12 protein-coding genes and 2 pseudogenes are annotated in these 14,764 nt (G+C 35.0%); 10 read left to right on the top strand and 4 right to left on the bottom strand.

The genetic code is table 11. The features are described 5' to 3' along the window. Positions 1–8: 8 nt before the first annotated feature. Positions 9–2,714 (top strand): collagen-binding domain-containing protein, encoded by a 2,706-nt coding sequence (locus tag AWM76_RS10545; protein WP_082702799.1) that lies wholly within the window; start codon positions 9–11, stop codon positions 2,712–2,714. 71 nt (positions 2,715–2,785) lie between these two features. Here AWM76_RS10545 and AWM76_RS07685 read toward each other — a convergent pair whose 3' ends face one another. Then, entirely contained in the window at positions 2,786–4,150 is a 1,365-nt protein-coding gene (locus AWM76_RS07685; RefSeq protein ID WP_003143787.1) for an ISL3 family transposase, read from the bottom strand. 151 nt (positions 4,151–4,301) lie between these two features. Between AWM76_RS07685 and AWM76_RS07680 the strand changes: the two genes are divergently transcribed. Further along, the gene (locus AWM76_RS07680; RefSeq protein ID WP_003143785.1) at positions 4,302–5,252 is read left to right on the top strand and encodes a class A sortase; all 951 of its coding nucleotides are present in this window, start codon (positions 4,302–4,304) and stop codon (positions 5,250–5,252) included. A gap of 284 nt (positions 5,253–5,536) precedes the next feature. Here AWM76_RS07680 and AWM76_RS07675 read toward each other — a convergent pair. Further along, positions 5,537–5,954 (bottom strand): annotated as a pseudogene (locus AWM76_RS07675) (transposase); the annotation flags it as partial. Positions 5,955–5,961: 7 nt separating this feature from the next. Here AWM76_RS07675 and AWM76_RS07670 point away from each other — a divergent pair. From AWM76_RS07670 to AWM76_RS07655, 4 genes and pseudogenes are all read left to right on the top strand, one after another. Further along, positions 5,962–6,489, top strand: coding sequence for a replication initiation factor domain-containing protein (locus AWM76_RS07670; protein ID WP_106427339.1), 528 nt, complete (start codon positions 5,962–5,964; stop codon positions 6,487–6,489). A 14-nt stretch (positions 6,490–6,503) separates the two neighbouring features. Continuing rightward, positions 6,504–6,863: a hypothetical protein gene (locus AWM76_RS07665; protein WP_039936000.1), complete on the top strand. Its 360-nt coding sequence runs from the start codon at positions 6,504–6,506 to the stop codon at positions 6,861–6,863. 277 nt (positions 6,864–7,140) lie between these two features. Then, positions 7,141–7,671, top strand: coding sequence for a super-infection exclusion protein B (locus tag AWM76_RS07660; RefSeq protein ID WP_003143621.1), 531 nt, complete (start codon positions 7,141–7,143; stop codon positions 7,669–7,671). Positions 7,672–7,855: 184 nt separating this feature from the next. Next, positions 7,856–8,179 (top strand): annotated as a pseudogene (locus AWM76_RS07655) (Hsp20 family protein); the annotation flags it as partial. 200 nt (positions 8,180–8,379) lie between these two features. Here the strand turns inward: AWM76_RS07655 and AWM76_RS07650 are convergent. Next, positions 8,380–9,693, bottom strand: a complete 1,314-nt coding sequence (locus tag AWM76_RS07650) for an IS1380 family transposase (RefSeq protein ID WP_003141076.1) — start codon at positions 9,691–9,693, stop codon at positions 8,380–8,382. 242 nt (positions 9,694–9,935) lie between these two features. Here AWM76_RS07650 and AWM76_RS07645 point away from each other — a divergent pair, with 242 nt between their 5' ends. From AWM76_RS07645 to AWM76_RS07630, 4 genes are all read left to right on the top strand, one after another. After that, positions 9,936–11,786 (top strand): heavy metal translocating P-type ATPase, encoded by a 1,851-nt coding sequence (locus AWM76_RS07645; RefSeq protein ID WP_003143734.1) that lies wholly within the window; start codon positions 9,936–9,938, stop codon positions 11,784–11,786. Between the two features lie 63 nt (positions 11,787–11,849). Further along, the gene (locus tag AWM76_RS07640; RefSeq protein ID WP_016896718.1) at positions 11,850–12,086 is read left to right on the top strand and encodes a heavy-metal-associated domain-containing protein; all 237 of its coding nucleotides are present in this window, start codon (positions 11,850–11,852) and stop codon (positions 12,084–12,086) included. Position 12,087: 1 nt separating this feature from the next. Continuing rightward, the gene (locus tag AWM76_RS07635) at positions 12,088–12,639 is read left to right on the top strand and encodes a Dps family protein (RefSeq protein ID WP_003143732.1); all 552 of its coding nucleotides are present in this window, start codon (positions 12,088–12,090) and stop codon (positions 12,637–12,639) included. Between the two features lie 16 nt (positions 12,640–12,655). Further along, on the top strand, positions 12,656–13,348 hold the full coding sequence (locus AWM76_RS07630) for a Crp/Fnr family transcriptional regulator (RefSeq protein ID WP_003143731.1): 693 nt from the start codon (positions 12,656–12,658) through the stop codon (positions 13,346–13,348). Between the two features lie 550 nt (positions 13,349–13,898). Here the strand turns inward: AWM76_RS07630 and AWM76_RS07625 are convergent. Beyond that, complete coding sequence (locus AWM76_RS07625; protein ID WP_003143730.1) at positions 13,899–14,558, bottom strand: GNAT family N-acetyltransferase; 660 nt, start codon at positions 14,556–14,558, stop codon at positions 13,899–13,901. Between the last annotated feature and the right edge of the window lie 206 nt (positions 14,559–14,764).

Genomic DNA, 14,764 nt, shown 5'->3' with positions numbered 1-14,764 from the left:
GTTTTGATATGGTAGGCAAAAATAACTATAAAACTCGTGCCGAAAAAGCAGCTAACAAAAAGAAACGTTATGCATTGAGAAAATTAAGTGTAGGCGTTGCTTCAGTAGCTGTAGGTATGTCATTAGCACTAGCTGGTGTTAATGAAGTTCAAGCAGTTGAGGGGGAAAACGATACAACAGATGTTGTAACTGACGCTGAAGTTGACACTACAGATGAAACTAATGAAGATGTAGTTACAGAAACACCAGAAGAAGCTGTTGAACAGACAGTTCCGTTAGTTGAAGAAGCACTAGAAGAAGTAGAGCCAACAGAGCAAGAAGAAGTAGAAGCCAGCACACCCGATCAAGGTGATCAAGATGTTCTAACAGAAGAAGGAGTAACACCGACTCCTCTAGGAGAAGATGGTCAAGTTGATTCAACGGAAGAAGTGGTGGTAACGCCCGATGTAGTACAAGGTGAATCCCAAAAAGTTGAACCGGTGGAAAAAAATGTCCAAAATGTGAATGTAACAGGAGAAACTGAAACTGAAGAAGTAGTTGTGAGCGAGCCTGTTGTCGAGCGCCACCAAGGGGCAGACCGTGAAGAGGTAGCTATCAACGTTGCTGAAAAGTATTTCAGTGATGCAGATAAAGATGATAACGGCGTTATTTTAATAAATGAAAGTAATACATATAAAAACACAGAATTTTATAAAGATAGCTTATTTGGTATTGCTGGTGGTTTTCATCTTGTAGGTTTAGATAAGGTGGAAAGAAATGTTCATGTAAATGGAAATATTTTAGCAAATAACTTTATTAATGGAGGCGACTTTGGAACTAGAGGTGTAAAAGAGGTCAGCTATTTAAAAACAATTTCAGGAAATGCTCCTATTAGTGCTACACCTTATGAAGATTCTATTTTAGTTGTTGGGAAAGAGGTTAAAATAGATGTAATAGATAATGGGAATGCTTGGTCTATTGACAATATTAAGGTAGATAAACCTAATAAGTCTAATAGTCCTAATTCGTTATGGCAAGATACTGATGTAGAGTTTATAGATTTTGCTGAAGTCGAAAAAGAAACTAAAGAGTTGAACAAAAAATTAGCAGGTTTTAAAGATAATGCAACTACTATTAATAATAATGATGAAAATAATCAAGAAATTATAATTGGTAAAAGTTCAGATTTCTATGTCTATAATTTCAAAAAAGATGATTTTAAAACTGATAGACCTATTAGTATTAAAGGATTTAATACAGAAAAAATATCTACACTGATTATTAACATAGATATGAAAGAAATGGATATAAGAGATAAATTTTTTGTTCCTAAATCTATTGCAAGTTTTACAGATGGTAGCTCTATAAGTATTGGTGAAGTCAATGAATGGTCTAGAGCTAACGTTATCTGGAATGTTTATGATTCAGGTGAGTCAGACTATATGTATAAAGGTGTAATAGAAAACAGAGGTGCTGTAACAGGAAGTATTTTAGCTCCGGATGCTAAAATAATTTTAAATCATAATTTAAATGGGACAGTTATAGGACGAGAGATTATAGTAAATGGTGAAACTCATAGAGATGATTATGTTCTATCACCAGAAGAGCCAGTGGACCCAGAAGAGCCAGTGGACCCAGAAGAGCCAGTGGACCCAGAAGAACCAACGGATCCAGAAGAGCCAACGGATCCAGAAGAGCCAACGGATCCAGAAGAGCCAACGGACCCAGAAGAGCCAGTGGACCCAGAAGAACCAACGGATCCAGAAGAGCCAACTGATCCAGAAGAGCCGACGGACCCAGAAGAGCCAGTGGACCCAGAAGAGCCGACGGACCCAGAAGAGCCAGCGGACCCAGAAGAGCCAGTGGACCCAGAAGAGCCAACGGATCCAGAAGAACCAACGGATCCAGAAGAACCAACGGATCCAGAAGAACCGACGGATCCAGAAGAACCGACGGATCCAGAAGAACCAACGGATCCAGAAGAGCCAACGGACCCAGAAGAGCCAACGGATCCAGAAGAACCGACAGATCCAGAAGAGCCAACTGATCCAGAAGAACCGACAGATCCAGAAGAGCCAACTGATCCAGAAGAGCCAACGGACCCAGAAGAGCCAGTGGACCCAGAAGAGCCAGCGGACCCAGAAGAGCCAACGGATCCAGAAGAGCCAGCGGACCCAGAAGAGCCAGTGGACCCAGAAGAGCCAACTGATCCAGAAGAGCCAGCGGACCCAGAAGAGCCAACGGATCCAGAAGAGCCAGTGGACCCAGAAGAGCCAGCGGACCCAGAAGAGCCAACGGATCCAGAAGAGCCAACTGATCCAGAAGAGCCAACGGACCCAGAAGAGCCAACTGATCCAGAAGAGCCAGTGGACCCAGAAGAGCCAACGGATCCAGAAGAGCCGACGGACCCAGAAGAGCCAGCGGACCCAGAAGAGCCAGTGGACCCAGAAGAGCCAGTGGACCCAGAAGAGCCAGTGGACCCAGAAGAGCCAACGGATCCAGAAGAACCGACAGATCCAGAAGAGCCAACGGATCCAGAAGAGCCAACGGATCCAGAAGAGCCAGTGGACCCAGAAGAGCCAACGGATCCAGAACCGGAAGATAAACCGAAAGAAGAAGAAGCAGAAGATGGCTTCGAACAAACAGCTACATCGGCTATTGGTCTTAGTTTATTCGCATTAGTGGGGATGGCTGGAGTTGGAACCGCTGTAACGAAGAAGAAAAAAGAAAATTAGCTTTAAAATTTTTAGATTCATTGTTAAAGGCAGAGATTTTTAAAATCTTTGCCTTTTTCTTTGGCTCTACGTCAAATGACGTTGGTGACTAAATATAGTCGAATATTAAAACGAAGGTCAACTCGCTTGTTAAAAAAAGCGAGTTGATTTTCGTTTGCAGGGTTTTTCCTTAGATTAAAATGTAAAATAATTCGGTCAATGTAATTACCTAAATTACGAAAGCCATAAGCAACACGATTTAATACTTTAATTTTATTATGATTTCCTTCAATTCGGCCATTAGAAAAAGGATACCTAAAGGTATTTTTAATAGAGTGTTGATGTTTTCTGAGTGTTTTCAAACTAACTGACATGTAATGTGAGATATCTTTATAATCTTTATTCAGAATTCGTTTAAAAGTGTGGTAATCATTGTCATTAACGGCTTTAAGTAATGATTGATAAAGCTGATAATTTTCTTTAAAAGTACTGTTATAGTCAAGCATTTCGTTTAAAATACCAAATTCAGTTCGCATTCCAAAAAGTTTGTATGGCTTATAAGTTGTATAACTGATGAGTTTTTCTTTCTTTAAGAACAGGCGCCAATGACGTTTTAATCGTCGATATTTCTTTTGATCCTCAGTGTTTGTCCTAAGCTGGTTCATTAGGCTAATGCGTGATTTATTCATAGAACGACCAATTAATTGAACAATATGGAAGCGGTCAATAATAATATCGGCTTTGGGAAATAGCTCTTTAATACAGGAAATATAACCTGAATTCATGTCAATGGTGATTGTTTTTACTTGATTTCTTTCTTTAATACTATAGCGAGAAATAAAGTGTCTCTTAATAATGATATTAGTCGTCCCAGGAACTATCCCTAGGATACGTCCCGTTTCAGCATTGATATAGTCAAAAGCAAGTGTCCCTTTTCTATATTTAAACTCATCAAATGATAAATGAGACGGTAAATCGTTATAGAATGGACTGGCTTCTTTAGCAGCATGATTTATTAAACGTTGAACAGTGTGCCAGGAAACGCCAGATCGTTCAGCAATATTTTTAACAGAATTGGCTTTAGTCGCTTCACTAATCACATCAGCCTTCACAATATTAGAGATAAAACAATGTCTTTTAACAAGATGAGTTTCAGCCATAAATGTTTCGCAACATGACTTACAGTAAAATCGTTGTTTTTTTAGCTTTAGGTATCGAGCAGCATGATGGTCATTACAGAGTCTTATCATAGAAGTTTGAGTTCCATTTTTAATCACTGTGTAGGATTCATTGACAATGCCACATTTAAGACACGCCTTAGGCTTATAAGTTAATTTAGCATGAATTATTAATGCTTTTTTCCCTTTAATAGTACTCATCTTGGTAGAAGGACTTTCAAAAATAATATTTTTATCTTGAATACCAGTGTAATTTCGATTATCATTTTGTATAAGCAAGTGAATTCTCTCCTTTATTAGTATAAAAAAGACGTTAGTGAATTTTTATTCACCAACGTCAAATATTGTACAACCTTTTCTTTTATATTATTTTAGGATATGATAATAATCAATGGACTATATTTAATTTATAAAGAGGAGGATAGTAAAAATGAAAAATAAAATAAAAAAACTGATTGCTTACTTCTCTTTAAGTTTAGCTTTTATTTTAATCATCTCTGGTGCGACAGGTTATCTTATTATGGGAAGTGAAGGCGACCCTGAATCAGCTATTAAGCTAGTAGAAAAAGAGCTGTCAAAATCAGCTCATGCCCGACAAAAAAGAATCAATCAAGCAAACTATGATGAGGAAGTTGATTTTGCAAGAGGTGCTGAAATAGCTGAGGCTAAAAAAAATTATCATTCGACAATTGAAAAATATGGAATTGGTTCAATTTATATGCCAAAAGCGAATATATCAGTTCCTATACTTGCTGGAACGAGTGAATGGAACCTTTTTAATGGAGTTGCTACAGCTAGAGCTAATCAAGAGTTGGGAGAAGGTTTATTTATTGGTTTTTCTCATAATTTAGTAAATGATACCTTACTAAAAAATATTGATCAAATGACTCCAGGTGATTATATCTATGCAAGTGATTTTGAGGATGTCTACACCTATAAAGTAATAGCCCAAGAAGTCGTACATGAGACAAATAAGAATTATTTTGTAGAACCTGCTGAGGATGAACGAGGGAGAATGCTGCTTTATCGTTGTGAAGGCGGTTATGGTACGGATTACAGAAGAGTTTTGTATTCTGAGTTTGTAAGTAAAGAGCCTGTCTTTAAAACAGAAGATAACATTCTCAAGGGTTTAAATATTGAGTCGGATGCAGCTTCAGATTCTGATGAGGAAAAAGAGATTACAGATGAAGGACTAGAGTTGAAAGGTAGAGATGAGGAACTAAGTGTTTTTGATCGTCTAAGGAAGAAAGTTGTTCAATCTATTAGCCAATATGATGTGTTAAATAATTATTTCTTAACAGTATATGCTCAGGTAGATCGTCAGCCACTGCTTTTTACAGCTTTTGTTTTTTTATTATTTGCTTTATATCGGTTTTTATAAAAAAGTAGAACAATATAGCAATCTATAAAAGATGATAAATCCTAAGACTGATAAAGTATGCGTAACGATGCCATTACGATTAAAAACCGCCGAGACAAATGATGCGGGGATATAGTGGACCCAAAAAGTTAGACTAAATTTTATGAGAGTTGACCGATTGGTCAGCTCTTTTTTAATACATGCAATTTGGCTTAATTCCTGTTGTCGACAATACTTCTCATAAATTTTAATCTGTCAAGAGTAGTAGCGGAGCGACTCTTGATAGATTGAAACTTTATGTGAAACTATGAAAAGACAATGGAATTAGTATATTGGCTGCGATACTGGACGGGGCTTAGCCATCCTAGTTTCTCTTTAATTCGTTCTTCATTATAATAGTTAATATAGTTGATAATAGTTAATATAGTTGGTAATTGATTCAGCCAATTCTTCAAAACTATGATAAGTTTGACCATAATACATTTCTTGTTTGAGTATACTAAAGAAATTTTCCATTGGTGAATTGTCATAACAATTCCCTTTTCTAGACATACTTTGGAAGATATCATTATCTTTTAAAGTTTTTGAATACCGTTTCATTTGATAAGCCCAGCCTTGGTCTGAATGAAAAGTTCTTCTGAATATGCAATCATTTGTACGTTCTATAGCTGCCTTCAAAGCTTCCATCATACTTTCACCGTTAGGCCGTTCTGTTATTTTAAAATGATTCATCGTCATTCCTCCTGCTATCTTTTTCGATTATTCTATCTTATTTGATAGTAGATTTAAAACTTTGCAACAGAACCCTCCTACTAAATCAACTAATTTTTATGGGGTTGATGGGAAAGTAGAAACTAAATATTTTGGTTCTCGTAGGTCTGATAGGTACATTAGAATTTATAATAAAAAGCAGCAATTGCTTGATGTTTTTGAAAATCAAATTGCAGATAAAGATTATTGGAGAATTGAATTTGAATTAAAACATTCAAGGACTGAAGAATGGAAAAATTGTGTTGAAGATATACATATACTTCAACCAGATTGGTCTACTTTAGATAAAGTTGATGACCAAATGAAAATTTATGCTTTGATAAATCAGCCGAATTTTTGGGGAAAAATTTCTCGAAATTCTAAATATAAATATAAAAACATGATCAAAAATATTTCGCCGATAAATTTAGGAAACCAACTTCGTGAACAATTTAAAGCAGAAGAAAATAGATTGGAATATGAATTGAACTTTTGGTTAGGATATTAAAGAAGGTAAAGATTATGAATGATAATTTTAATACAGATTTATATCAAGATTGGAAAATGACAGACGAGAAGAAGGGAATAATTTCAAAATTAGAAAATAAGGTTTTGCAAGAAAAAGATATGATGCCTGAATTGTTATCTCGTTATGATTTAAAAGAACGGTGGAATATGAATAGTCGTCAATCTGTTCACAATATTACAAAAAGACCAAACTTTCCTAAACCAGTTTATAGATTTTCAAATGGTCGTTATCCTGTATATTTAAAAGCAGAAATAGAAATTTTTGAATTAAAATATCCGATGATTTTAACACAAGAAAGTCGCGAAAAATATTCAAATTGGATTGCTAAAAAAAATATTTTTTCTGATACATGAGCGAAGCGAATTTTTAATTTTCGTCAGAAAATTTTACACTGTCTTTCTAAATTTCGAGTTTTCGTCAATCACATATTGAACGAAAAAATAACGAGATAATTTGGCACAACCTTTTACATGCGTAAAAGGTATAAGTGCGCCCTTTTTCTAAATCGGCTTTCGTTCTGTTCAAAGGGATTGGGAAAATCCCAATCCCTTCTTAATGTAATACATTTAATTAATGCTTCCTTTATAATTAAGAATGACAAATACATTTTACAAAAAAGGAGAATAATTAATGTCCGATAATTTTTTTAATTCTTTGTTTGATTTTCTTAGCAAACCAATAAGTCTAGGAATATTAATAGCTTTTTTTATGACATCTCTCACACTACTGACAGGACGTATATTTTTATCTCAAGAAATCATTAATAACTTAGGTTTATCTACCTTTTATGAGCAGTACATGCCCTTAGTTTTAATCACATTTTTCATATCATTTTTCCTTTTAATTGCTCAACTTGTTCCAATGCTTTATAAGAAATATCAAAATAAAAAAGCTAAAAAGAACTTAGAAAAAATACACAAAGAGTTGTTCGAAGATCCTGATTGCCAAGAAATTCTACTTGAATTATATCGTCAAAGAAATAACCCAGTTCTTTTACCGGAACATAATCAAAAAGTTATGTTAATGCGGCAAAATGGAATGATTGTCCGAGTAACTAATCAAATAATGGGTTCGGCATATGATTTAATAAATCCTAAATTTCCCTATGTTCTGCAAACATTCACAGAAAAAAAGATAAAAGAAAAACTAGAGAAAAAATAAAAGGGCGCACTTACACATCACTTTTCAAGTTGATGTTTTGCGCTTAAACAAAAGAGCAAGTGCGCCCTTTTCTACCAAAAAAATAATTTTACAATTTTCAAATAGCTTAATACTTGAAAACTGACTTTTTTTGACTAAAATAATAATTGAAAAGAAAATGAAAATATAGAAAGGATTGATTATTATGTCAAACGAGATTCAAAAACGTAACTCAGACACATATAACATGACACCTTTCAATTTTTTTGAAGACTTTAGTCGTAATTTATTCAATGATTTTAAGCCAAATTTAATCAAAACAGATATTCATGAAACTGATAATGAATATTTTGTAGAAGCTGAACTTCCTGGTATTCCTAAAGAAGATATTCAAGTTACTTACGAAAACGGAGTATTAACAATTAGTGGCCAACACCAAATTGATAAAGCAACCGAAGATAAAAAAGGAAGGTTGCTTCGTAGCGAACGTAGTTTAACAAGTGTCCGACGTCAATATTTATTCCTGAATAATTCATACTTTTTATAAACTACCAAATTTTATAATTATCTGTTTAGTTTTATGCTCAATGGTTCTTTTTCTCAAAAATATTTTTCTAAAGGGTTTAATTTATTTTTGCTAACTGATTAAGTTCAAGAAAGACCTCATTTTGGGCGCACTCATCCTATCGGATGGTTAACGAATTTTTTTGAATGGCGCAATAAACGCAACTAACACTGCAGTACCTGAATGTTTTGTAGAATCCGATAAAATAGCTTCTGGTAAACATGGTAACTACTTAATTTCAAGTATTGTCTTCTTCCGGAATGAACTATCTTTCCAGCAATTTTAAAGAGAAATAAGCGAATAGTAGAAACCTGATACCCTTTCGTTTCATTGGTAAAACACAGTGTCCGCATGAAGTTCACGATATTGTAAGCCAATAGGCTTACGATCATACGAGCATGATTTTCTATAAAACGTGGGCTATCTGTTTTATCCAAGTAAAAGCCGTTTTTTGCGTCCTTAATGTAATTTTCCATCGTTCCTCTTTTTGAATACGTTTGGAAAACCATTTCTGGAGAGACGTCTTTTGAAAAATTAGTAATGATGAATTCATGTCTAAAAAGCAATTCACTAGCTTCTCTGGTTGATTTTATGCAGATCCTTCTGGATTTTCCCCATGACTTTGCTTGATAAGTGGCGTTATAGTAATGAACTTCTTTCTTACTCCAATCGTGATGATCCTTAATGGTAACGAATTGATCAGCGATTCTGTACAGATTACGATTGGATTTCAAACGGATAGTATACAAACTATCGTACTCTTCACAAAGCTCATACAAATCAGGCATTGCGAATCCACTATCTGCACGTACCATAATAGTGCTTACTGGTGTCACAGAGTGATAATGCTCAAATAATGGACGAGTAAATGCTGCGACGCCTTTTGAGGTGTAGACATTTCCAGAACGAAGTTCTGCTTTAAGAAAGTCTCCGGTAAGACCATCAAAGGCAACGAGTGGATGATAACCGGTTGTCTGGTAATGCGCATTATAATCGGTCATTTCTTGGTTTCCAAAGGTATCACTGTGAGTAGAATCTAAATCGAAAATCATTTCGTTCGTATTTCGAATCGTCCGTGCTTTATCAATCAAAATCTGGTTAACCTTTTGTAGCTGGACGATATTTTCTGTTGATATCCGATCCCAAAAGCGAGAAATGGATGACTGTGAAGCCAACCGCTTTTTGCTTAAAACAGCTTGAAAGATAGGATCCGTTGCTAATATATTGGCTGAAGAATCTGTAGGATAGCCTGCAATCAACTGCAAGATGATTTGTTCCAGAATAGATTCATTTTCATGAACATGATACAGTCGGTCATCTTGAATCTGGATGTTTTTACATAAGATTTGGCTAAACTCAAATTTGTTCATGAATTCTTTTGCTAATATTAAGCCGGAATCTGAGGACAAATTTCCACCAGAGTGAGATACTGTAACATTTGAATTGAAAAGTAGACGATTTTCGTGTAAAGTTGCCATTGAGAGAACCCCTTTCTTTGGTTAGGTTTAGTCACTTTAACCATAGCAGATTGGGGTTCTTTTTGTACACCCAAAGGGTGCGAATAAACGAAACAAAATAGACTGTTATAACAAGGTTTTTGAAACGTTTTTGAAAAACTATGAATTATTCAGGACTATGTTTATAAAATTGATGCGCATCAATTTTATATCTTTCGAAAATGAATACACTGTAGTTGTACAAAAGTATAGGAGGGGTTTATATGCAACAGACTATTTTGAAACATAAAAATCATATTACGGTTATTAGTGGTTTACTTATCAGTATAGGTTTTATTGCACATTTCATTTTTACTAATACGGTTATCTTTAATAGTGCTTTTATTACTGCTTCCATATTAGGTGTTATACCCATTGCAATACAGGCTTATCAGGCTATGAAAGTAAAAGTAGTGAGTATTGATGTTTTAGTCACGATAGCGGTTATTGGCGCTTTCTTTATCCAAAATTACGAAGAGTCAGCTATTGTTACTTTTCTATTTTTATTTGGCTCATATTTAGAACAGCGTACACTTAAGCAAACGCGATCTGCTATTAAAGAATTGACGGAAATGGCGCCAGAGACTGCTTTTAAGCAATTGGACGGGGGACAATTTGAAGAAGTAGGTATTGATGAAGTAGTGGAAGGAGATATTCTCTTAGTCAAAACTGGGGCTAAGATTCCAGTAGATGGTAGGGTAACTACTGGAAAGGGACATGTAAATGAGGCTAATATCACCGGCGAATCTTTACCTCTAAAGAAAGAGAAAGGTGACGAAGTATTTGCCGGTACCATTATGGATAATGGGACTATTCAAATAGTCGCTGATAGAATTGGAGAGGATTCTACATTTGGTCGAATTATTGAATTAGTAGAAGAAGCACAAGATTCTAAATCAGAAGCTGAACGATTTATTGACCAGTTCTCTCGTTGGTATACACCTGTGGTACTTATCATTGGGCTATTAGTCTGGGTAGTAACTAAAGATACGGCACTAGCAGTTACTGTATTAGTACTTGGTTGTCCAGGAGCCTTGGTCATTGGTGTACCTGTTTCAAACGTGGCGGGTATAGGAAATGGTGCAAAGAATGGTATTTTGTTTAAAGGGTCAGAAGTGATTAGTCATTTTGCGAATGTAGATACAGTCCTATTTGATAAAACAGGTACCTTAACTGAAGGAAAGCCAGAAGTGGGCGAATTCGTTTACTATGGTAATAATCAAGAGGAGGATTTATCCCTTTTATACTCAGTTGAAAGGGAATCTGACCATCCCTTAGCAGTCGCTATTACGAATAAGTTAGCGCAATATAAACTACGACCTGTAGAGCGTACACGGGTTATAAAAGGTGGGGGCATAATTGCTCACGTTGATGGACACATCGTTGCAGTAGGGAATAAAAACTTAATGGAACAAGAAAGGATACCACTATCTGATGAAGTGCTTAAAAAATTAGATACATTAGAAAGAGACGGTAGTTCAATTGTATTAACAGCAATTGATCATCAGTTAATGATTTTAATGGGAATCCGTGACCAGGTTCGACCAGGTGTTAAACAAGACCTACAAAAATTAAAATCACTTGGTGTTAAAAATCTGATTGTATTATCAGGGGATAATCAAGGTACAGTTAATTTAGTTAAAAAAGAGCTAGGATTAACCGAGGCCCACGGCGATATGCTGCCTGAGGATAAGCAGTCATTTCTAAAAGAAAGGCAGTCTAATGGTGAAATTGTTGCTTTTATTGGTGATGGTGTGAACGATAGCCCCTCTCTAGCTACTGCAGAAGTAGGGATAGCTATGGGAAATGGAACAGATGTAGCCATTGAAAGTTCAGATATTGTTTTGATGAATTCCAATTTTAATCGTCTCCCCCATGCTTTAGGTTTAGCTAAAGGGACATATGCGAATATGCGACAAAATATTCTTATTGCTGTTGGTGTGGTGATAATATTACTCTTTAGTTTAATATTCAGTGAATGGATGTCTATGTCAATTGGTATGTTAGTTCATGAGGCAAGTATTTTGGTCGTTATTTTAAATGCAATGAGATTAAGAGGATATCAATTAAAATAATTGATCTGTATCAATTATTTTAAAAAAAATACCTTATATAATTTATTTAAAGGAGTGATAGATATGACAAAAGCAACATTAAAATTAGAAACATTAACTTGTCCATCATGTTTACAAAAAATTGAAAGTGGTTTAAAACAGACCGCTGGTGTAGAAAAGGATTCTGTAAAAGTACTGTTTAATGCAAGTAAGGTAAAGGTGGATTTCGATGAAGAACAAGTCAATTTGAGTACAATTGAAAACGCTATTGAAAACTTAGGATATTCCGTTATTAGTTCAAAAGTAAAGGAAGGTTTATAAAATGACAACAGTAAACGAAAGACAAGAAAAGTTAGCCGCTGAACAAGCCTATAAAGAACACATTCACCATACCAAGATTAATGCTGCAGCTGTTACAGATCATATACTGGCCAATATTCATACCTTACATGTAAAATTACATCAATATCACTGGTATGTAAAAGGGGCAAATTTCTATTCATTGCATGAGTTATTTGAAAAACTGTATAATGAGAATGAAACATGGTTTGATAAAATTGCAGAACGTTTACTAGCTTCGGGATTTAAGCCAGCATCAACAACTGCTGAATTTCAGCAATTTGCAATAATTTCTGAAGATCCGTCTGAAAAATATTATTCTGCTGAAGAAATGGTCTTACAGTTAGTAGAAGATTTTAGAACTAATCGTGAATTTACCGTTCGTGCATTGCGTTTAGCTCAAGAAGAAGCAGATGATGCGTTAGAGGATTTACTAATTAGTTATAAAGATTATTTAGATGTAAATATTTGGCAACTTCAAGCCATTGCTAATAAGGATGCGTTAGAAGACGATGATTATATAGATAACGATTAATTAGGAGGAAAGTTGTATGGCACACCATCATCACCATAGTCATGTAGATTGTATACGGTTAGTACCAATTTTTAACCACCTAGATGAAGAACAAATGAGTTTAATTGCACAATCAGCGCATGAAGTACATTATGCAAAGAATGCGTTGTTATTTGGAAATGGTGATAAAGATGACACACTATATATCATAAATAGTGGGCGTGTACGTATTTACAACTTAAATGAATCCGGTCGTGAACAAACTGTACGCATACTAAATCCTGGTGATTTTATGGGAGAAGTGGCTATTTTTCAAGCTGATAGTTACCATTCTAATTATGCTGAAGCAATATCAGAAGTAAGCATATGTAGAATTCATAAAAAAGATATGGATAACTATCTAGACGCTTACCCAGAAATTATGAGACGAATACTTTCAGATGTTACGAAACGTTTACAGGTATCAGAAAAGCAAACGATGCAGGTTGGTATAGAGCAGGTAGAATCTCGTATTATTAATTTTCTAGCAGAATATGTTGAAGATGAGGAAAATCATACTTATGTGACTTTACCAATGTCAAAAAAGGAGCTAGCTTCTTATTTGGGTACAACACCCGAAACAATAAGTAGGAAGTTCTCTTCGTTAGAGGATAAAGGTTTAATTAAGCAACATACACATAAATATATTGAGATATTTGATCTAGATGAATTGCTATTTACTTTAGATTAAAACGGTCAAATAGATACTTCGCTTTTATAGGAAGGATAATTCTGTATGGAAAATGATAATGTACATATTTATGAGATCTGATGCAATGAAGAGTTTATAGGATAATAGTGTTGGCAGGGAGTTTTAGAGGATACCGCCAACACTATTTTTTTGATAACTAATGAAAAAAAAAGAGAATTTCTACCATCATTAAATTAATCACAAAAGATGATAGGAAATTCTCGCAGGAATATGTTTATCAACATTACCCATTTACTGGAAAATGAAAATATTATTTTTATACTGAAAATGAAGGTTATAGAGAAGAAATTTAGAAACAGATTATCGATGTCTTATTAATCTAAATTTGATGTAGATATCCGATGTTGTCGAGTCCGTGGCTAGAGCACGACATCGGTAATATAAGTACACGTATTGTAGATATATTAAGTGATCGAGGAAAGTTCATCTGCTAAATTATTTCCTTGCCTATCCATTGCAGACAAGTAAATATGTAAAAGAGGTATGGTATAAGATGTTTACGCCATATTTGGAAATTATTCCAGTATTGTTATTGATTGTCATATATGAAAAACTCGAATGGTTCCGTTGATTCTGAACCATCAAATTGTTCGAATAAACCTGATTGATCAAATCTTAAACTACCAGCACGGTGCATTCCTTTGTAATCATAGAAAGGATAATTACATGAAGAGTCAGTGAATAGGTAATAATTTGCCACATTTTTAGCTTCAAAATAATCTTTAGCGGCTTGGAATAATTTGCTGCCGATTCCTAGACCTTGAAAATTTGGATCCATAATAAATAGCACAATACGGCCATCGTAAGCTACATCTTTTTTAGCATTTTCTAGTAATTTTGCATCGTATTCCCTTTCTATTTTCATCCGGTTATAAAAATAGTCGGCAACTTCAGGACCTTGAGCATGAATCGTTGCAGCTGATTCGATAGTGGATTGCATCAGCATCCGGCCGTATTTAGGCTCTGAATCTGCGGATACTAAAATAACACCAGCAATCTGGCCGTCAACTTCCGCAACGGTTGCCATTGATGCATCACTCAACGAACTGTTTAAGTCTAAGTCAACGTAAGCATCAGTTGCTTCTGGGTATGCTTCATAGTCTGATTTAAACCAAGCGCCTCGGTTTAATGCGTGTATTGCTGGATAGTCTGCAGCTTGGGCAGATCTTAAAGTAACTTCTTGTGTCATAAAACACCTCCACTTTCTATTCTAACCGATGAGCATATTAAGTTCAAATGATATAGAGTGACCGTTATGTGGGGCTTTAAGAGGGGGAATGAATGCGTTTCCCATAACTTAGATGCAATTGCTTTTGCACCCATTACCGCTTATAATGAAAGAGAGATTCTAATCAAAAATTAATATAAAATATAAGCAAAAGACCCTGAGCGGAG

The organism is Aerococcus viridans, assembly GCF_001543285.1.
Taxonomy (GTDB): domain Bacteria; phylum Bacillota; class Bacilli; order Lactobacillales; family Aerococcaceae; genus Aerococcus; species Aerococcus viridans.
The sequence above is the reverse complement of the archived record's forward strand: the minus strand, read 5'-3'. Positions and strand labels throughout refer to the sequence as shown.